Origin of the sequence: Ketobacter sp. (genome assembly GCF_003671495.1) — a bacterium.
In the GTDB taxonomy this organism is placed as follows: domain Bacteria; phylum Pseudomonadota; class Gammaproteobacteria; order Pseudomonadales; family Ketobacteraceae; genus Ketobacter.
Genome location: NZ_RCHN01000043.1, coordinates 140737 through 159064, shown reverse-complemented (window position 1 = coordinate 159064; position 18328 = coordinate 140737). Strand labels below are relative to the sequence as shown.

20 protein-coding genes are annotated in these 18328 nt (G+C 58.9%); 7 read left to right on the top strand and 13 right to left on the bottom strand.

What is annotated here, in order from left to right; translation table 11 throughout:
* Positions 1 to 163 precede the first annotated feature (163 nt).
* Positions 164 to 1477, top strand: coding sequence for a hypothetical protein (locus D9N14_RS19840; protein ID WP_290583030.1), 1314 nt, complete (start codon positions 164 to 166; stop codon positions 1475 to 1477).
* Between the two features lie 127 nt (positions 1478 to 1604).
* A complete protein-coding gene (locus tag D9N14_RS19835; protein WP_290583028.1) occupies positions 1605 to 2393 on the top strand; it encodes an SDR family oxidoreductase in 789 nt (262 codons plus the stop codon).
* Here the strand turns inward: D9N14_RS19835 and D9N14_RS19830 are convergent.
* Positions 2390 to 3553 (bottom strand): MFS transporter, encoded by a 1164-nt coding sequence (locus D9N14_RS19830; RefSeq protein WP_290583027.1) that lies wholly within the window; start codon positions 3551 to 3553, stop codon positions 2390 to 2392. The genes D9N14_RS19835 and D9N14_RS19830 overlap by 4 nt on opposite strands.
* 183 nt (positions 3554 to 3736) lie before the next feature.
* On the opposite strand from D9N14_RS19830, the gene pip reads away from it, so the two are divergent.
* The 4 genes from pip (at position 3737) to dtd (ending at position 7128) form a co-directional block, all read left to right on the top strand.
* Entirely contained in the window at positions 3737 to 4696 is a 960-nt protein-coding gene (pip, locus tag D9N14_RS19825; protein WP_290583024.1) for a prolyl aminopeptidase, read from the top strand.
* 190 nt (positions 4697 to 4886) lie between these two features.
* Entirely contained in the window at positions 4887 to 5711 is an 825-nt protein-coding gene (locus D9N14_RS19820) for a type IV pili methyl-accepting chemotaxis transducer N-terminal domain-containing protein (protein ID WP_290583022.1), read from the top strand.
* A gap of 71 nt (positions 5712 to 5782) precedes the next feature.
* Complete coding sequence (locus D9N14_RS19815) at positions 5783 to 6694, top strand: glucosaminidase domain-containing protein (protein WP_290583020.1); 912 nt, start codon at positions 5783 to 5785, stop codon at positions 6692 to 6694.
* Positions 6691 to 7128: a D-aminoacyl-tRNA deacylase gene (gene dtd, locus D9N14_RS19810; RefSeq protein WP_290583018.1), complete on the top strand. Its 438-nt coding sequence runs from the start codon at positions 6691 to 6693 to the stop codon at positions 7126 to 7128. Before D9N14_RS19815 ends, dtd begins: the two co-directional genes overlap by 4 nt.
* On the opposite strand, the gene D9N14_RS19805 is transcribed toward dtd, so the two are convergent.
* The 11 genes from D9N14_RS19805 to ubiE all read right to left on the bottom strand — a co-directional run bounded on the left by D9N14_RS19805 (position 7106) and on the right by ubiE (position 15397).
* On the bottom strand, positions 7106 to 7864 hold the full coding sequence (locus D9N14_RS19805) for a metal ABC transporter permease (protein WP_290583016.1): 759 nt from the start codon (positions 7862 to 7864) through the stop codon (positions 7106 to 7108). The two genes, dtd and D9N14_RS19805, sit on opposite strands and share 23 nt — an antisense overlap.
* 2 nt (positions 7865 to 7866) lie before the next feature.
* Entirely contained in the window at positions 7867 to 8766 is a 900-nt protein-coding gene (locus D9N14_RS19800; RefSeq protein WP_290583014.1) for a metal ABC transporter substrate-binding protein, read from the bottom strand.
* A gap of 10 nt (positions 8767 to 8776) precedes the next feature.
* Entirely contained in the window at positions 8777 to 10021 is a 1245-nt protein-coding gene (locus tag D9N14_RS19795) for a hypothetical protein (RefSeq protein ID WP_290583012.1), read from the bottom strand.
* A 47-nt stretch (positions 10022 to 10068) separates the two neighbouring features.
* Positions 10069 to 10362 carry a hypothetical protein gene (locus D9N14_RS19790; RefSeq protein WP_290583010.1) on the bottom strand — a complete coding sequence of 98 codons (294 nt, stop codon included), beginning with the start codon at positions 10360 to 10362 and terminating at the stop codon, positions 10069 to 10071.
* A 6-nt stretch (positions 10363 to 10368) separates the two neighbouring features.
* A complete protein-coding gene (tatC, locus tag D9N14_RS19785) occupies positions 10369 to 11187 on the bottom strand; it encodes a twin-arginine translocase subunit TatC (protein WP_290583007.1) in 819 nt (272 codons plus the stop codon).
* Positions 11184 to 11657 (bottom strand): Sec-independent protein translocase protein TatB, encoded by a 474-nt coding sequence (gene tatB / locus D9N14_RS19780; protein WP_290583005.1) that lies wholly within the window; start codon positions 11655 to 11657, stop codon positions 11184 to 11186. The genes tatC and tatB overlap by 4 nt, the downstream gene beginning before the upstream one ends.
* A 17-nt stretch (positions 11658 to 11674) precedes the next feature.
* Positions 11675 to 11911, bottom strand: coding sequence for a Sec-independent protein translocase subunit TatA (gene tatA, locus D9N14_RS19775; RefSeq protein ID WP_290583003.1), 237 nt, complete (start codon positions 11909 to 11911; stop codon positions 11675 to 11677).
* A 15-nt stretch (positions 11912 to 11926) separates the two neighbouring features.
* Positions 11927 to 12256 (bottom strand): phosphoribosyl-ATP diphosphatase, encoded by a 330-nt coding sequence (locus tag D9N14_RS19770; RefSeq protein WP_290583001.1) that lies wholly within the window; start codon positions 12254 to 12256, stop codon positions 11927 to 11929.
* A gap of 63 nt (positions 12257 to 12319) precedes the next feature.
* Complete coding sequence (gene ubiB, locus D9N14_RS19765; RefSeq protein WP_290582999.1) at positions 12320 to 13975, bottom strand: 2-polyprenylphenol 6-hydroxylase; 1656 nt, start codon at positions 13973 to 13975, stop codon at positions 12320 to 12322.
* Positions 13972 to 14634: an SCP2 domain-containing protein gene (locus D9N14_RS19760; RefSeq protein WP_290582997.1), complete on the bottom strand. Its 663-nt coding sequence runs from the start codon at positions 14632 to 14634 to the stop codon at positions 13972 to 13974. Before D9N14_RS19760 ends, ubiB begins: the two co-directional genes overlap by 4 nt.
* 13 nt (positions 14635 to 14647) lie before the next feature.
* Entirely contained in the window at positions 14648 to 15397 is a 750-nt protein-coding gene (gene ubiE / locus D9N14_RS19755; protein WP_290582995.1) for a bifunctional demethylmenaquinone methyltransferase/2-methoxy-6-polyprenyl-1,4-benzoquinol methylase UbiE, read from the bottom strand.
* Between the two features lie 256 nt (positions 15398 to 15653).
* Between ubiE and D9N14_RS19750 the strand changes: the two genes are divergently transcribed.
* Positions 15654 to 16898, top strand: a complete 1245-nt coding sequence (locus D9N14_RS19750) for an ABC1 kinase family protein (protein WP_290582993.1) — start codon at positions 15654 to 15656, stop codon at positions 16896 to 16898.
* Here D9N14_RS19750 and D9N14_RS19745 read toward each other — a convergent pair.
* Positions 16895 to 18229 carry an acyltransferase family protein gene (locus D9N14_RS19745; protein ID WP_290582991.1) on the bottom strand — a complete coding sequence of 445 codons (1335 nt, stop codon included), beginning with the start codon at positions 18227 to 18229 and terminating at the stop codon, positions 16895 to 16897. The genes D9N14_RS19750 and D9N14_RS19745 overlap by 4 nt on opposite strands.
* Between the last annotated feature and the right edge of the window lie 99 nt (positions 18230 to 18328).

The window sequence follows — 18328 nt, the reverse complement described above, 5'->3', positions numbered from 1 at the left end:
CAACAAAAAAGGAAGCCGGTGGCTTCCTTTTTTTGTACAAACTGACACCAAATCTGTCATTGATCTTGTGGAAAAAGAGAGTAATGTTTATACGATACCGGTGGTGACTGTATCCTGCAGCGCCCATCGTGCACCCTGATCATGCCAATAATAAGGAATAATAATGCAACGCTGGTTCTCCTCCCGTCGGGTAATGATCCCGGTTTTCTTCGCCTTGTTTCTGCTCGGTTGTTTTGCCACCCAGGCCCGTTGGATGGCCTATGTGATGGTGAACCCGGATGCCTTGAACGAAGTCCTGTTGGACGCTAACGGCAACGCCGTACACCTGTCGCAACACAGTGATGGGGTTCATATTGCCACCTATGACAACGCTGGGATGGTGATGCTGGAAACCGTCCTCGAGGTGACTCTGTCGGGCATCACTCAGGCTGTGACACTGCCCAATCAGCAATTGTTGCTGGTGGGCCCGACCCTGGCCGGCTCCTGGGTGGTGGACGCCAACCTGCACCAGATAACCCCCTTTGATGTTGCCTCTCTGGCGTTGGGTATGGGGGATCGCCCCATTGGTGGGGTCAGCCCCGTTATGGGCGAGCAGATCGCGGTGTACGGCAGTTTTGAAAACCAGGGTTGGGCCCTGCTGCTGGATTTGGCGACGGCCACCAGCCAGGCGCTGGATGTCACGGCCACCCAGTCCGTGGTGGCGGTGTTCGGATATGAGGGTCTGGTGCTGGAAGTGGCTACCGAATCCGGCCGTCAGGTGATTTCCTTTGGCGCCGACCTGTTGGAATCCGGCCGCTTCACCCTGGGCAGCAACGACGAGTTGATCGGGGATTCCAATGGTCGCCCTGCCTTGTTCAATAAAAACAACCACGATGTGCGGGTGGTGGATTCAACAGGTACCACGCAATGGACTTTTGTGAACAACGAACTGGAACAGGTGGACGGCAAATCCGTGGGCCCCGATGGCAGCATCGTGCTGTGGGGGGATAACGCCAGGATGAACTTGCTGGGGGTGGTGTTCGACAACGTGCACCTGCTGCGCATCGATGCGGATGGCCTTTTGAGCTACCACTATCTTGGTGGCGACAGCATGGTGAACATCGCATACAGCAACGTAAAGCAGTTTGAGAACGGCCTGGTTCAGATCAGCTTTCAGGGCTGGACCGGCGAAGTCAGTGGCCTGCTGCTGGGGTCGAACCTGGGCACGCCGTTTACCGTGACCAAGCGGGTGTATCATGACTTCGTCACGGCCAAGGGCAATAAAACCAAATGGATGCTGGAACCCACACGGGTGGAAACCTACGCGCAATGCGGTTCCCTGTGTGTCAGTATCGTCAGCTCAAATGAAGGCCATTGCGCCAGCCTCGATGTCTTTAACATCGGCGGCACCGACCTGCTGACCCTCAGTCGGGTGTGTGGTTACACCAGTGAGGATGGATTGCCACAAACCAACGTGGTCAAACTCGCCCGCTACTAATCTTCGCCCCATCGGTTTGCCTGCAGGGTCGCTGGATCGATCAGCACCCTGCGTGTTTTAGTCATTATTCTCCCCGCCGTTTGCTGCTAGTGTTGCCCCATACAACAAAACCAATATGAGGTGACACATGGCCAGCGCGTTTCAATCCAATCTGCTGCAGGGCAAAACCGCCCTGATTACCGGTGCCGGAAGCGGGATCAACAAGGGAATCGCCCTGCATTTTGCCCGTCATGGGGCCAAGGTGGTGATGGTGGGGCGGCGCCAGGAAAAACTCGACGCAACCCGCACCGAGATCGAAGCGGCGGGTGGCCAGGCCCTGGGTTGCTCCGCGGATGTCCGCGATTATGCTGCGCTGGCGGCGGCCGCTGACCAGGGTGCAGAGGCCTTTGGGCCGTACGACATTGTGGTGGCCGGGGCAGCCGGCAATTTCATCGCCCCGGCAGCGAGCCTCAGTGCCAACGGCTTTGGCGCGGTGATCGACATTGACCTGAAAGGCACGTTCAATACGTTTCGCGCCTGCAGTGATCATTTCGCAGCCGCCGATGTCAGTCTCATCGCCATTTCAGCGCCCCAGGCGGTCAACCCGATGCCGTTTCAGTCCCATGCCTGCTCGGCCAAGGCGGGAATCGAGATGCTGATCAAAACCCTGGCCATAGAGTGGGGCCCCAGGGGGGTGAGGGTGAACGGATTGTCCCCGGGTTATGTGGAGGACACCGTGGGCGGCAACCTGTTCATGTCGGAAGATGGCGGCGCTACATTGAAGCAGCGGATTCCCCTGCAGCGGGTGACCAATGTGCCGGAAATGGCCGAGATGGCCCTGATGCTGTGTAGCCCGGTGAGTGCCTATATGACGGGGCATGTGATTGCCCTGGATGGCGGTGTGTCCCTGGTGGGTGGGGGTATCTGGCAGAGCTAGGCGGATGCCCCGCGGGCGTAGCGGCGCTCACTGAGACCGGCGTTCACCAGAATCAGCAATAACAGGCACGACAGGCCCACTACGGCGTTCCAACCGCTGTGGGTATAGGCCAACCCGGACAGGGTGATGCCGGCCCAGCCGCCCACGTAATAGAACAGAACGTAGAGGGCGTTGGCCCGGCCCTGTCCACCTGAGAGCTTGCGGTTGATGGCGCCCACCGCGCCGGCGTGCACGGTGAAAAAGCCCGCACACATCAAAATCAGGCCCAGCACAATGGCCCAGGCCGCTGGCAGCAGCAAACAGCCCAGTGCCAGTGCCAGTACCGCGGTGCCCGCCAGCAAGGTGGTGCCGTTGCCCACCCGGTTGGCAATCCGCCCCGCCATGGGCCCCATAAAAATCCCCATGATATAGACCAGGTACACCAGGGTGATCTGTTCCGTGGAAAACCCGAACTGCGGTTCACTGAGGCGGAACGGCAGGTAGTTGAAGGTGGAGGAAAACAGAGCAAAGCCACCGGCACCGCAGGCGAACAGGGCCAGCAAATCCCGCCGCCGCAGCAATTCCATAAAGCCGGTTTTCACCTGTGGACCATGTTGCAACGGGCGCCGGGGTAATGACCACAGTGCCATTGCGCAGGCCACCAGCAGAAACACACCGGCAGAGACAAAGGCGTAGCGCCAGTGCAGCGGCGGGTGAATCCAGCCACCCAGAAGTCGTCCCCCCATTCCGCCCACCACGGTGGCGGAAACGTAATAGCCCATCACCACGTTGAGGCGGGCCGGGGGCAGAGCCTTGGCCAGGTAGGCCGCAATGCAGGTGGTGAGCGCAGGCACGAACAGGCCCTGCAGAAAACGGCCTGCGATCAGCAACCACAGGCTGTTGGTGAGCACGCAGACCAGGCCTCCGAGCAGCATGGCGCCAGTGCCCACGGCAATGATCGGGCGGATGGGCAGGCGGTCCGCCAGTACGCCAAAGGGCAGATTGGCCAGGGCAATGCCCAGCACCACCGCCGACACCGTAAAGGAAACCAGTACGCTGCTGGCGGCAAATTCCTGCTGCAGCACCGGCAACACCGGCTGGGTGATGTAAATGTTGGTGAAGCACGCCGACACCAGCGCGAACACCGCCAACTGCAAGCGCAGTAAGGCTGAATCAGACATGTTTGGGATACCGAGGGCTTTACTACCGGGTGCGCCCGGGAGGGGGTATGCTAGCGCAGATCGTCCGCGCGGGGAATGCGGCAGCGACCCTTCAGCGCTAACTGCTTGATTTATACCGTATCTGCTTTCAGCTAAAGGCGGATTAGGCTACAGTTAGTCCATATTCGGGTTGGAGTGAATTGAATGCAGGTACTGTACCCAGACATCAAACCCTACAAAGAGCACAGTATCATCGTCGACATGCCGCACCGGCTTTATGTGGAAGAGTGCGGTAATCCCAACGGACTGCCGGTGGTGTTCCTGCACGGTGGCCCGGGCGCAGGCTGCGAGGTGTTTCATCGGCGTTTTTTCGATCCGCAGAAATACCGCATCGTGCTGTTCGATCAGCGCGGCTGTGGCCGGTCCACGCCTCACGCCAGCCTGAAGAACAACTGCACCCAGGACCTGGTGCGGGATATGGAAGTGATCCGGGAACACCTGGGCATTGATCAATGGGTGCTGTTCGGGGGGTCCTGGGGTTCCACCCTGGCGCTGTTATACGCCCAGGCTCATCCGGAGCGGGTGCTGGGTATGATCCTGCGGGGTATCTTCCTCTGTCGCCGCAAGGACATCGACTGGTTTTACCGCGAAGGGGCCAACCGCATCTTCCCGGATCATTGGGAGGAGTTACTCAAACCCCTCAAGGGCCAGGCGGAACCGGATGTCCTGACCGGCTATCACCGCTTGCTGAATGGCGAAAACGAATTGCAGCGCATGGCGGCGGCCAAGGCCTGGTCCAGTTGGGAAGGCAGTTGTGCCACCCTGCGCCCCAACCAGAGTGTGCTGGGCCAGTTCACCGATGGCCATACGGCCCTCAGCCTGTCCAAAATCGAAGTGCATTATTTTATTAACAATGCCTTCATCGAAGAAAACCAGATACTCAATAACATGGCAGCGATCCAGGATATTCCCGGCATTATCGTGCACGGTCGCTACGACATGATCTGCCCCATGGATCAGGCGCAGGAGCTGCACCGCAACTGGCTCAACTCCGAACTGAACATCATCCGGGATGCCGGTCATTCCAGCATGGAGCCCGGCATCGTCAATGCCCTGATCAAAGCCACCGACGAAATGGCCCGTAAACAGAACAGTCGTGCCTGATCTCAGCGGGATCAGGTCTCGTTCCCCGCGTTAACCGGTTCACACCTTTTGCCATCCACATTGCGAGCTGTTCCTGGGCATCCTTTACTGACGGAGTAAGGGAGTTCGGTTCAACTAGACAAATTCATATTGGCCAAGTAATTGCTAGTTGCTCCGTAAATGTGCAGTTTAAACGTTAAGGATGTAACCCATGCCTCGAAATACTTTCTTTTCCGCCGTAGTTGCCCTGTTTGTGTGTCTTTTTTCAGTGCAGGCATTTGCCGAAGTGCTCACAATGGGTTCAGCCCTTAATAAGGCCGGTCGTCAACGCATGCTCACCCAGAACATCATGAAGAACTACCTGGCGTTGGGGCTGGATGTGGATGTGGTGCGGGCCCGGGAAGAGCTGGACCGCAGTGTTGCCTTGTTCGAGGAGCAGTTCCAGGAGCTGACCGAGTACGCGCCGTCCAAACAGATCAGCGCTTCCTTGTCTCAGGTGGAAGACCTGTGGTTTGAATACCGCTCTTTGGCCATCGGCAAAGTGAACCGGGAAAACGCAGCAAAAATCATTGATCGCAACAATGCCATTCTGGCGGCCTGTCATCAGGTGGTACTGGATCTGGAGGCGTTTGCCGGCCGTAAGTCTGCCAAGATGGTGAACACCTCCGGCCGTCAGCGCATGCTGTCCCAGCGCATAGCCGCCTATTACTTTGCCCACGCCTGGGGCTTCCGTGATGGTGAGTTCGTGGCAGAATTCGAGAAAGCCAAGCGGGAATACGGAGCGGGCCTGGATACCCTGACCGCATTCGACAACAACACCAACGACATCAACCTGGCGTTGAAGAAAGTGCAAGCCCAGTGGGCATTCTCCAACACCGGTTTTGAACAGCTGGACGATGGCAATTACGTTCCCCATGTGATTTCGGTAACCACCACCGGTATGTTGAAGCGTATGGATGCCATCACCCATCTGTATGAGGATCTGGATGTATCCCTGTCCAGTGGTGCCGTGGCCGCCAACAGCATGGAACACTGATCGCGCTTGATTCTTCCCCGCTGAATCTTCTACGCTTTGCATCCACTACGATGAACAGGGATGCAAAGCGTATGAACCCCCCCAATCTACTGATAACACTTCTGCTGTTGGTCGCGTCACCGCTGTCGGCGGCCGACCGTGGCTGGGATCACCTCAGCTTCAACAACCCTGAGCAGGTAGTGGAGTATTTCAACAGCATCCAGTACACCCTGGCCAATTGGCAGGCCGGCGATCGCAGCGTGCCCAGGGTGTATCTGTCGACCATTCCAGACCGCTGGCGCGCCCATTACGCCGGTGAGCTGTCCACGGCGGACAAAAAGCGTTACTTCTTCTTCATCCTGGCACCCATGGTGTTGCGTGCCAATGAAACCATTGCCCGGCAGCGGGCCTTTGTGGAAGGCATGCAACAGGTGCCACAGTGGACGGACGCCGACACGGCCCAGCTGCGCGCCATTGCGGAAGAATACGGTGTCGCGGCACCGGCTTCACCCGGGGACAGCGCGGCCTTCGCTGCCTTATTGGCACGGGTGGATGTGGTGCCGGCCTCGTTGGCCATGGCCCAGGCGGCAATAGAAAGCGGCTGGGGCACATCGCGCTTTGCCAGTGAGGGGAATGCCTTGTTTGGGCAGTGGACCTGGGGTGAGGGCGCCATCGCACCGGAACGGGTGCGCACCGAGCTGGGCAACTATGGAATCAAGGCGTTCAAAACGCCCTTTGAATCCATCACCGCCTATATGCACAACTTGAACACCCATCAGGCCTATGCAGAACTGCGTCGGATGCGCAGTGCAGCCCGCAGCGCCGGTGAGCCCCTGTCGGGCAAAGCGCTGGCAGCCGGCTTGTTGAAGTATTCGGAGCGTGGCGAGGCCTATGTCAAAGAGCTGCGCGCCTTGATCCGGGTGAACCGGTTAAGCGCGGTGGACCAAGCCTACCTGCGGGATGATAAAGCGGTGGTGCTGGAACCGGTGGGCGACGGCGTATGAAAGGGTTGATCCAACGGGTGTCCGGCGCCAGTGTGAGCGTCGCAGATGAGGCCGTGGGTGAGATTGGTGCCGGGATCTTGCTGCTGCTGGGCGTTGAAAAAGGCGATGATCATGCGCGGGCCGACAAGCTGCTGCACAAAGTGCTGCGCTACCGTATTTTTGAGGATGACAGCGGCCGCATGAACCGCTCCCTGCTGGACGTGGCCGGTGGTCTGTTGGTGGTGTCGCAGTTCACCCTGGTGGCGGACACCGCCAAAGGACTGCGCCCGAGTTTTTCCTCGGGCGCAGATCCGGAGCTGGGCGAAGCTCTTTATGACTATTTTGTGGCTCAGGCCCGGGACCAGGTGAGTGCGCTGGCGAGCGGGCGTTTTGGTGCCGACATGAAAGTCTCACTCACCAACGACGGGCCGGTTACGTTTTTGCTGGAGTCCTAGCAAGGCTGGGTATCAGGTACAGGGCCGACAGCAACGCCAGGCACCATACGATCAGGGGTGCCGCCGCCAGGTCCCAATACAATGAGGCCAAAAGCCCCAGCCAGTACGCAAGGATACCCACGGTCATCGCGGTGAGCAGGCGGTAACGCGAGCAGTTGACGGTGGCCAGGGCGGGAATCACCAGGCTGGCAAACACCAGATACACTCCCACCAGCTGCACGCTGAGGGTGATAATGACGGCAAACAGTGGGTAGAAAATGAATCTGGCGTAGCGTTGTCGTAACAGCAGCCACAATACCGTAGCCGGCAGCAACAGCAGGGCGCTGCTGTACACCTGATCCAGCGTAACCCAGAGGATCTGGCCTGAGAGTAATTCCTTCAGTGATTCGCCCCCATGGGGGTCCCCGGCCAACAGCAACAGCCCCAGCGTCGCCGCCAGGACAAACAACACACCGATGAGTGGCTCTTGGTACCGGCCTAACCTGGATTCAGTGAGGGTTAACAGCAGCGCACCACCGATGGCGGCGGTGCCGGCAATCAATTGTTGCCCCAGGTAGCTGGAAACATCCAGCATGCGCGCCACAATCAAACCGACGCCGGCGATTTGAGCGACCGCAAGATCAATGAAAATAATGCCCCGTTTCACCACTTCAATGCCCAGCGGAACGTGGCTGATGATGATGATCAGCCCGGCGATTAACGCCGGGCCGATGAGCGACCAATCCTGCCAGGACATGATCAGTCTCCCAATGCCTGCAGAAGCAGGGCCAGTGATCGGTCAAACAACGCGGTCAAGCTATTGCTGTGCTCGTCTCCCCCCACGGTAAAAGGCAGGGTGACCACCGGGATGTTCAGTTTATCCGCCAGCCAGCGCGCGGCTTTGTCATCCTGGTAGGCCGCCAGGATGATCAGCTCCGGAGGCTGGGCGGACAGGGTTTGCAGCAGGCGCTTCTGGTCTGCAGCACTGGGTGGTACGCCGGGTTTGGGCTCGATGGTGGCCACTTGCTCCAGTTGTAGCCACTCATTGAAATACAACCAGTCCTCGTGCTGGACCACAATGCGCCGGTTTCTCAGGGGGGCAGCTTCCGATTCCCATTGGCTGATCCGGGCATGCCAGTGGTCCTGGAATTGTTGCAGGCGGCCGGCATACTCAGTGCGCCCCGCCGGGTCCAGCTCAATCAGGCGTTGGCTCAAGGCTTCGGCAATGCGGAGCAGGCGCCGCGGGTCCAGATGGACATGGGGGTTGCCTGCCGCATGGACGTCGCCGTCCGCCCGGTCCAGAACGGTGGGAATGCCCAGGCGTTCCACCTGCATGGCAGCCTCAAAGTAACCGGGCTGGTGCATCTGCACTTTGGCATTGGCGGAGCGCCGCAGCAGCAATGGCAGCCAACCGACTTCCAGTTCGGCACCGGTGCACACCGCCAGGTCCGCCCGCCCCAGCCGGGCGATGAGGGAAGGGCGTGCTTCCACGTGGTGGGGGTCCTGCATGGCGGTGGTGGCGCTGAACACCGACACCCGATCCCCGCCCAGTTGCTGAGTCAACGCTGCCCATTCCGGCTCGCAGGCGAACACCGATAGTTCACCCCGGGCCAATATTGGCGTCAGTAGGGTAATGATGATAATCAGAGTCTGTCGCACGGTTGCCCCCTCAGTAACTGTGGGCGCCGTGGCTGCCCAGGCTCATGGTGTATTGAATTACCCAGAGATCATCGCGGTCTTCGCCCCAATCCCGGTGGTTGTACTGCAAGCGGATGCGGGAGAATTCGCTGGGGGTGTATTCCAGCATGGCGCTTTGGCGGGTAATGGTTTCATCACTGCCCAGTTCGGTTTCCTCCAGAAACTCTTCCAGGTCGATGCCGTTGGCATCGAGTTCGCTGAATTCGTTGTCCGGGGTGATGGCGTCATAGCGCAGGCCGCTGCTCCATTGCGGGTGGAAGCGATAGACGGCCTGCACATAGTAGCCGGATTGCTCGCCGTCGTAATCCGCCTCAAAGTAGTTATCCTCTTCGCTGAAATGGGACAGGGCGGTTTCCTTGCGTTGAAAGTACTCGGCCTGCAACACCAGTTGCTGGCGTCGGGGCTGGCCACCGGGGGCCCACTTGAACACTGCATCCACGCCGATGATGTCCACGTCGCCGTCTTCCATCACCAGTTCAGAGGCATGCTCTTCCTCCTCCCCATGGCCATGGGAATGGCCCTCGCCGCTGCGTTCGTTGAAGCGGGTACTGTAGCCCGAGGCTCCCAGTTGCCAACTGGCGGTCTGGCCCAGGTCATTGCCCAGTTTGATGAACAGGGCTTTGCCGTCATTGCCGTCGTTCTCACCACCGGGGAAGCTGTCGCCCCGGGTCCACTCGGCGCCAACCTCCAGAAAAAAGTCAGCCGGTGCCAGCCAGCGGGCCTGCACACCGTCGTCGTACAGGGTTTTGCCGAACAGCGCGGTATATATGAGCGGAGCGTCGTAGAACGACCAGGCGTGCTCATGCTGGCTGTTCAGGTAGCCGATGCTCGACAGAAAGCGGCCAAACTTGAGGGTGGCGCCGTGGCCCAGTCCCAGGGTTTCCAGATAGGCCTCCTCCAGCTCGACCTCAGTGCTGCCGTCGTGGTCGGCGATCACCAGGCTGGCGCTGCCGTAGAACTGGTCATCCACATTGGCACTGAGGGTCAGTTCGGAATGGCCCAGGCTGAAGCCCTTGGCGGGCAATTCGGATTCGGGGCCCATTTGAAAGCCGGGCAACTCCAGGTCGTCGTGGTATTCGGTATAACGGCCGTCCAGGATCAGGCTGATGGCCGGGTTGAATTCATTGCCGCTGACATAACCGGTTTGCGCCAGGGCGGAAGTTGAAACGAAGGTGGTGGCCAGCGCCAAAACGCGGGCACGATGCAGTGTCATCATGATTAACTCCTGATTGAAAAAGTTCAGTTAGTTGGGAATTGAGTTAATCAGAACCGGGGCGGGCCACGGGCAAGGGGTGGGAGATAGGCTGTGCCTGTCCATTGGGTTGGCGCCAGGTCAGCAATAATCTGGGGAGGGAGAGGGGCTGCGGCGGCATCGAACACCGGTGCCAATGCCCCGGGATTGTGATGGGCCAGTTGCAAGTCGTCGCAGAGTTCGGTGCTGTCATGAAACCAGTGGGTTGCTTCATGGGCGAGCACCTGCATCTGGCTGGCCTGAAGCCAGCCCAGCAGAAGCAGTAACAGCAGTAAAGAACGTTGGCGGATCAGCTTCTGCAGCATAGCCTTTTACGGGTCCACCTTCGCGGGCGCCTTGGTGTCAGGGGCGTCGTCTTCTTCGTCTTCATGTTCTTCGTCCTGATGCCGCGGCTTGCGCTTGATCAGGCGGCCGAACAACAGGCCCAGCTCGAACAACATCCACATGGGGATCGCCAGCATGGACTGGGAGAAGGGGTCCGGCGGGGTCAGCAGCATGCCGAATACAAAGCAAAACAGGATCACATAGGGCCGCTTGGTGCTCAGGTCCTTGACGGTGGTGACGCCGGAAAGGATCAGGATCATGGTGGCGATCGGAATCTCAAAGGCCAGGCCAAAGGCGAAGAACAATTTAAGCGCGATGGACAGGTACTGGGCGATATCCGGTGTCACCGTCACGTTTTCGGGGCTGGCCATGACGAAGAAGTTCATGATCAGGGGGAAAATCACGAAATGGGCAAAGGCTATGCCCGCGTAGAACAGCAGCACGCTCAGCACCAGCAGCGGCAGGGCATAACGGCGCTCATGGGCGTACAGGCCGGGGGCGATAAACCGCCACACCTGACCCAGCACCACCGGCATGGCCAGGAAAAACGCCACCACCAGGGTCAGCTTGAACGGTGCGAAAAAGGTGGAGGTGACATCGGTGGCGATCATGGTGGTGCCTTCCGGCAGTTGATCCCGAATGGGCTTGGCCACCAGTTCATAGATGTCGTTGGCGAAGTAAATCAGACACAGGAATACCACCAGGATCGCCAGCAGGGACTTCATGATGCGATCGCGCAATTCGACCAGATGGCCGATCAGCGTCAGATTGGATTCCGGGGCTGCGGACGGCTGCTCTTTTTTCATGCTTTGGGGGATTCTTGTTTGGGTGCCACGTCCGGAGCGGGCTCGTCGCCCGCATTCAGTTCGGCGCTGGGCTCGGGCTCGGGCTCCGGCATGGGCTCAGCTTCGTTTTCCGGCGCGGTGGGGTTGTGACGGGTGTCCGGGTCGTCATCCGGGGTGCCCGCCAGGTTGCCGCCGATCTGGTTGCCTGGCTGCCAGGGGGACGGTGTGCTTTCCACCTGTTGCTTCAGTTCCTGCAAGGATTTCTGGGCTTCGTCCAGGCCGGACTCATCCAGCTGCTGTTTGATGCGTTGCTGCATCTCGTGCATGTTGACTTCGCGCTCGAATTCCTCCCGCACGCTGGACACCGCGCGCCGGATTTTCCCGATGTAGGCGGTGGTCATGCGCACAGCATGGGGCAGGCGTTCCGGACCCAACACCAACAGGCCCACCACGCCCAGCAGGACCAGCTCAAAAAAGCCAATATCGAACATGAAGCGTCCTCAGTCGATCAGGCCTGGTCTTTTTTCTTTTCGGCAGTGGCGTCGATGACGTCGCCCTGTTGTTTGGTTTCAGCCAGTTTCGCCTGCTCTTCTTTTTTCTCTTCGTCGCTCATGGCTTTTTTGAAGCCCTTGATGGCGCCACCCAGGTCACCGCCCAGGTTACGCAGGCGCTTGGTACCGAAGATCAACAGAATGATCGCCAGTACAATTAACAGTTGCCAAATTCCGATTCCACCAAAACCCATGGGGCTACTCCCGTTCTATTTATTTCGGTTCGCTTTCTCCACCAGCCCTGACAGATCAAAGCGGCGTTCCAGCTCTTGCAAAACATCAGCCGAGGACAAATCCAGCTTGTGCAGCATCACCAGGGTATGGAACCAGAGGTCAGCAGTTTCATAGACGACGTCCTGATACTGCTTGCTGTGTTCAGCGTCTTTGGCCGCCAGCAGGGTTTCGGTGGCTTCCTCGCCCACCTTTTCCAGGATCTTGTTGAGACCCTTCTGATAAAGGCTGGCCACGTAGGAGCTGTCCGCCTGTGCCTGCTTGCGTTCGGTGAGCACTTTGTCCAGTGCAGCTAATGTGTCATTCATATAACATTATATGAGAACAATATTACAAGCATGTAATTTGTTCTGCTTTCCGGTTAAAAATCATCAATCTTGTGACTGGCCCCGCAGCCGGGTCAACAGCAGTGCGCTGCCGATGCCGCCGCTGATCCAGGCACCCAGGGGAATCTGCTGCCAGTCCGGTAACAGATCCGGGTTCAGGCCCCAGCTGAGGCCAAAACCTAATCCGATCAGTCCCAGCAGGGTAATGATGCGGTCCCGCCGCAGGCGCCCCAGGTGACGTTCTTCCACCTGTTGCAGCAATTTCTGCTGGTTCTCACTCAGTTTACGCATTTCCTGCAGCGCATCCCATGCCAATTTCGGCAAATGGGGGATTTGTTCGATGAGGGCAGGGGCGTTGCGTTTTACCGTCTGCATGATGGCGGAGGGCCCGATCTGGTCACGAATCCATTGCTCCAGCAGGGGCCGGCCAATGGCCCAGATGTCCAATTCCGGATACAGCTGGCGGCCCAGGCCCTCCACGTGGATCAGGGTTTTTTCCAGCAGCATGAACTGGGGCAGGGCCTGCATCTCAAAGCGGCGGGCGGTCTGGAACAGGCGGATCAACACCGGGCCGAACTCGATTTCGTGCAGCGGTCGCTCCAGTACCGGCTCCAGCACCGTGCGCAGGGCGTTCTGGAATTCGTGGATCTTGGTGTGTTTGGGCACCCAGCCGGCTTCCACCAGCAGGATGGCGATCTGTTCGTAATCCTTGTCTAGCAGCGCCATCAGCTGCCGCGCCAGCAGGAACCGCTCTTCTTTGTTGAGGGTGCCGACGATGGCGTTGTCCAGAGACAGGTACTGGGGGTTCTGCGGGTCCGCCAGGTTCACCATGACGTTGCCCGGGTGCATGTCCGCGTGGAAAAAATTATCCCGGAAGACCTGGGTGAAGAAGATTTCCACCCCCATTTCAGACAGGTATTCCAGTTTCACCCCCGCGTTCAGCATGGTCTCGGTATCGGATACCGGTACGCCATAGACCCGTTCCATGGTCAGCACCTTGCTGGTGCTTAAATTCCAATGAATATCAGGCACATAGAGCAGGGGTGAGTCATTGAAGTTGCGCCGGAACTGGGCTGAGTTGGCGGCTTCCTGGCCCAGGTCCAGTTCCCCCAGCAGGATATGACGATAGTCTTTCACCACCTGCACCGGGTGGAAACGGCGGGTTTCCGGCACCAGTTTTTCCAGCCAGCGGGCACCGGTGAGCAGCAGCGCCAGGTCCCGCTCCACCAGTTTTTCCAGGCCTGGGCGGATCACTTTGACCACGATCTCGCGGCCGTCTTTCAGGGTGCCGGCGTGCACCTGCGCCACCGAGGCAGAGGCCAGGGGCTTGCGCTCCAGGGAGCCAAACAGATCGCTGATGGAGCCTTTCAGTTCCTGCTCGATGATGTCGAATGCCGCCTGCTCGCCGAAGGGGGGAACGTTGTCCTGCAGGTTGGAGAGATCCTCAATGGCCTCAGCCGGCAGCAGGTCATGGCGGGTGGACAGCAGTTGGCCGAACTTGATGAACACCGGCCCCAGCTGTTCCATGGCCAGGCGGGCCCGGCTCCAGGGGTGGTTGGCGGTGGAAGCACCCCAGGCCGCCGGGTGCAGGCGGATCAGCCATTTCAATGGGCCGGTGGCAGCGTGATCCGGCAGCAGCTCATCCAGGCGATAACGGGCCAGCAGGGTGAAGATGGTGAACAGTCGGGCTAGGCGTCTCAAGGCGTAGGCTCGTTTTCATCAGTAGGTGGATTCAGGCTGTTCTGCAGCCGTTGCAGGCGGGCCTGCAGGCGGTCGGTGTCCTCCCGCAGGTCCTCCACATCGCTTTGGAAGCGCTGGAATTTGCGCGGGGTCAGCACCCATTCCCGCTCTTCGGCGATCAGGTGCCGGGATTGCTGCAGCACGGTTTTGGCGGCACCCCGCAGCCAGCTGAACCCCACCTTCGCCACTTCCGCCACCTGGTGGGCGGCCACATCACCGATCAGGTCCCCCAGGGCGCTTTCCAGATCCAGGTCCAGATCCCGGATGACTTGCAGGAACTGCTGGGCCAGCTGCTGGTCCCCTTCCAGTTCAATACCCAGCCGCATCAGGTCGGCGGGGGTGGCATCCTCGCTGCCAATCTGGCGCAACAGGGCCACAGCGGGCCCGCGGATGGTGACGTCGGGTTCATGATCCCAGTGATTCTGGAAGCTGAGGCGGCGTTTACCCACTTCCATCAGCAGGCTGAAGTCCGGGCGCTGCAGCTCGATGCCCAGGGATTTGCCTTTCAGCCTGGTGAGCTGCAGGCGGGTCACCGGCGCGTAGTACAGGGCTCTGTTGGCGGCCCGCTCCAGTTGCTCGGTGAGGAATATCGGAATCAGGGACTGTCGCTGTGGGTCCATCAGTGTATGCCCATCAGTACTTGAAGCCCCGGTGCAGGGCCACCACGCCTCCGGTGAGGTTGTGGTAATCCACCCGGTCCAGTCCGGCTTTGCGCATCATGTGTTTCAGGGTCTTCTGATCCGGGTGCATGCGGATGGACTCGGCCAGGTAACGGTAACTGTCGGGATCATTGGCCACCAGCTTGCCCATCACCGGCAGAATGCTGAAGGAATAGCGGTCGTAGACTTTCTCAAAGGTGGGATTGGTGGGCTTGGAGAATTCCAGCACCAGCAGTCGGCCACCGGGCTTCAGCACCCGGGTCATGGACTCCAGGGCCTTCTGTTTGTCAGTGACGTTGCGCAATCCGAAGGCGATGGTGATGCAGTCAAAGGTGTTGTCGGCGAAGGGCAGGCACTCGGCGTTGGCCTGCACGTATTCGATATTGCCCGCGTAGCCGTGGTCCAGCAGTTTGTCCCGCCCTACGTTGAGCATGGAGGAATTGATGTCCGACAACACCACCTTGCCCTCATCCCCCACAATGCGGGAAAACTTCATGGTGAGGTCGCCGGTGCCGCCGGCCAGGTCCAGGATGGTATGCCCCGGGCGGGCGCCGCTCATTTCGATGGTAAAGCGTTTCCACAGGCGGTGGATACCCATGGACATCAGGTCGTTCATGATGTCGTACTTGGCGGCAACGGAGTGGAACACTTCGCCTACGTACTTTTGTTTTTGCTCGACCGGGACGTTTTTATAGCCGAAATGAGTGGTTTTTTCGTTGGACATCAGGGGCCTCCAAGTGCGGAGGCTATCTTCGCGGATTAGGCCGCCGGAAGCAAGACCGGCCGGGTTTCCCGCCCAGGCCGCGGCGGCAGGCGCCGGGGGAGGCATCAGGCCGTGATGTCAAGCCAGGATATGAAGGCACCTTTCACAAACGGTGACCTTTAGGGCATGGAAAATTACAGTACAATGGGTATATTCGAGGGCTATCATCGACCCATGAATTTGGGCAAGACAATCAGAATAACAATGAGTTGGCACCATGTTGAGCGACCTGTTTGATACTGTGAATTCGGTGGTGACCGGTGGGGAAAGGTACCTCAGCGCAACCCGGGTGGGGTTTGAGATTGAGCAGTCTTACCGGGCTTATCGCAACCGGTCCGCCGAGCTGTCTCCGTTGGAGCAGCGTAAATTGCTGGCACAGACCCACTACAAAGGGGCCCGCAAGCTGACTCAGCTGTTCCATGACAATGGGGCCATCTGGGTCAAGTTCGGTCAGTTCCTCAGTTCCCGCTCCGATATCCTGCCCATGCAGTATGTGGCGGAGCTGGGCAAGCTGCAGGATGACGCCAAACCGGTGTCGTTCCGGCGCATCGAGGAAGTGCTGGCGCGGGAGTGGGGTTCGGACTGGCGCGACCGCTTTGACCGTTTTGATGAGCAAGCCGTGGCCGCCGCCTCGGTGGCTCAGGTGCACAAAGCTGTACTGAAGAGCGGGGAAACCGTGGCGGTGAAAGTGCAGCTGCCCCATGCCCGCAAACTGTTCCGCCAGGATTCCATGGTTTTTAAAGCCCTGGGTACCTTCGGCGCGCCCCTGATCAGCCAGTTTGACCTCAAGCAGGTGACCGAACAGATCATTACCATGACCATGCAGGAGCTGGATTTTCTGGCGGAAGAGGCCAATCTGCGAAAGTTCTCCGCCTTGCCCCACGCCAACCTGATCTATGTACCCAGGATGCATGAGCAACTCAGTACCAGCCGGGTGTTGGTGACGGAGTGGATCGACGGGACCCGCCTGACGGATTACCTGAACCAGAATCCGGCCCGGGCAGAGGCGCTGCTGCGGGAGTTGCTGAGTTGTTATGTGCAGCAGATCACCCATTTCGGCTGTTATCACGCTGATCCCCACCCGGGCAATTTTCTGGTGATGGCGGATGGCCGGGTGGCGGTGCTGGATTATGGCGCCATCGGTGAGCTGACGCCGGAGGAGACCCAGCATTATGCGGTATTGCTGCAGGTGTTGTTTGGCCGCATACACACCGATCAGCCGCTGGGGGAGTTATTCCGCAAGGCCGGGTTTGTGGCCCGTAACCAGGCGGTGTTTGAAGAGGTGGCCGAACTGGTGCTGAAGGAAAATCTGCGCCGTCATGAAGCCACGGATGTATTGAAAGTGGCGCTGGACAAAATGCGCGATCTGAAAGTGCAGATTCCGGATTCCTTTGTGACAGTGGCCCGGGTGGTTTTGACCTTCGGCGGCTTGCTGAAAACCTATAAGGTGGTGGTGGACTAACTGCGGGAAACGGCGGCCAACTCCGCGCCGCCCTGCGCACCAGTGGGGGCCCCCTCGCCCACGCCGGCAACTGCGATGGCCGGAGCCCGGCGGTCCATAAAAGGCTTTTCCACCAGGGCAAACGCCAACAGGCTGAAGGGCATGGTCAGGGCCAGCAGTGCCAGGAACACCAGCAGGAACCAGTGGTGCTGATACACCAGGTCGGCCCCGTACTCCAGCTTCATCCATCGCGTCCATTGCCACATCAGGATCATGGCCAGCATGTAATGGAACAGGTACATGGAATAGGACAGTTGGGCAAAGGGATACCAGATCCTCGCACCCAGTATTCTCTGTAATGCGTAGCCCAGCCAACCCGGCGCCGAGCACATCAGGATCACCCAGCAGACGGCGATGCCGAACAGATTGCGGTCCAGGATCAACATCAGGCGCGCTGCGATCACCGAATCCCCCAGCCAGTGTTTGTTGCCGTTCACCAGAATGCCGGCCACAGCAATCAGTATGAACACCAGTGTCAGTCCGGCGGCCAATGGCCGGTGCTGGGTGATCCGTTGCAGCAGGGGTTGGTGGTGAACGCTGAGGTAGGCCAGAATCACGCCGCTGATTAAGGTGCCGAAACGGGTATGCAGATTCACATACAGCGTATCGAAATAGTGAAAAATGTTGTCTTTACCAGAGAAAATCGACAGATAGGGCTGATGCCAGAACACCGGGTCACCCATGGCGATGGCCGTGATGATCACGAACGAGGTGATGAACAGGCCGCATAGCCACACCAGGCGATGGCGCGAGGGTAAAATCAGCATGGTCAGCAGGAACGGCAGGAGGATGTAGAACTGCTCCTCCACCGCCAGGGTCCAGGTCCAGGGCATGGACATCCGTTCCAGGGGTAAAAAGTTGTTGATGTAGAGGGCATTGGCCCACAGGGTTTGGGAGAACTTGGGCCCTGCCAACAGAAAAAACACCACGATGGCAAACAGGTACACCGGAGTGAGGCGCAGGTAGCGGCGCCAGTAGAATGCTTTCAGGTTGATGCGCCCGGTTTGCAGCTGCTCCTTGAACAGCATGCGGCCGATCAGAAAACCGCTGATCACGAAGAACACATCGACCGTTTTATCCAAGCCCCAAATCCAGGATAAGTATAGAGGCGTGTCATACACGAACTGGGTAAAGGCGGCTTCAGGCACGAACATGTGCAGCAGGAAAAAGCTGTGATAGAGCAGAATGCCGATGCAGGACAGGGCACGCAAACCATCAATGTGGGCAATATTATTGTTCGGTCGCTTAAACGCACTGGCAACGTTGCGTTTGAAGCTGCTGGCCTTTTCCATGAGCTTGCTTTTGTTTTTCCCAGTTCGGTTGCAGCAGGTCAAATCATGGTAAAGCGGGCCAACGGCCAATGTAAACTGGCTAATCCGGACAAAATGTAT

Coding starts and splice junctions, on each gene's coding strand:
- D9N14_RS19835 (WP_290583028.1), top strand. CDS start 1,605: ATGGCCAGCGCGTTTCAATCCAATCTGCTGCAGGGCAAAACCGCCCTG.
- dtd (WP_290583018.1), top strand. CDS start 6,691: ATGAAAGGGTTGATCCAACGGGTGTCCGGCGCCAGTGTGAGCGTCGCA.
- D9N14_RS19815 (WP_290583020.1), top strand. CDS start 5,783: ATGAACCCCCCCAATCTACTGATAACACTTCTGCTGTTGGTCGCGTCA.
- D9N14_RS19805 (WP_290583016.1), bottom strand. CDS start 7,864: ATGTCCTGGCAGGATTGGTCGCTCATCGGCCCGGCGTTAATCGCCGGG.
- D9N14_RS19790 (WP_290583010.1), bottom strand. CDS start 10,362: ATGCTGCAGAAGCTGATCCGCCAACGTTCTTTACTGCTGTTACTGCTT.
- D9N14_RS19840 (WP_290583030.1), top strand. CDS start 164: ATGCAACGCTGGTTCTCCTCCCGTCGGGTAATGATCCCGGTTTTCTTC.
- D9N14_RS19745 (WP_290582991.1), bottom strand. CDS start 18,229: ATGGAAAAGGCCAGCAGCTTCAAACGCAACGTTGCCAGTGCGTTTAAG.
- D9N14_RS19770 (WP_290583001.1), bottom strand. CDS start 12,256: ATGAATGACACATTAGCTGCACTGGACAAAGTGCTCACCGAACGCAAG.
- ubiE (WP_290582995.1), bottom strand. CDS start 15,397: ATGTCCAACGAAAAAACCACTCATTTCGGCTATAAAAACGTCCCGGTC.
- tatC (WP_290583007.1), bottom strand. CDS start 11,187: ATGAAAAAAGAGCAGCCGTCCGCAGCCCCGGAATCCAATCTGACGCTG.
- tatB (WP_290583005.1), bottom strand. CDS start 11,657: ATGTTCGATATTGGCTTTTTTGAGCTGGTCCTGCTGGGCGTGGTGGGC.
- D9N14_RS19795 (WP_290583012.1), bottom strand. CDS start 10,021: ATGATGACACTGCATCGTGCCCGCGTTTTGGCGCTGGCCACCACCTTC.
- tatA (WP_290583003.1), bottom strand. CDS start 11,911: ATGGGTTTTGGTGGAATCGGAATTTGGCAACTGTTAATTGTACTGGCG.
- pip (WP_290583024.1), top strand. CDS start 3,737: ATGCAGGTACTGTACCCAGACATCAAACCCTACAAAGAGCACAGTATC.
- D9N14_RS19830 (WP_290583027.1), bottom strand. CDS start 3,553: ATGTCTGATTCAGCCTTACTGCGCTTGCAGTTGGCGGTGTTCGCGCTG.
- D9N14_RS19760 (WP_290582997.1), bottom strand. CDS start 14,634: ATGGACCCACAGCGACAGTCCCTGATTCCGATATTCCTCACCGAGCAA.
- D9N14_RS19820 (WP_290583022.1), top strand. CDS start 4,887: ATGCCTCGAAATACTTTCTTTTCCGCCGTAGTTGCCCTGTTTGTGTGT.
- D9N14_RS19750 (WP_290582993.1), top strand. CDS start 15,654: ATGTTGAGCGACCTGTTTGATACTGTGAATTCGGTGGTGACCGGTGGG.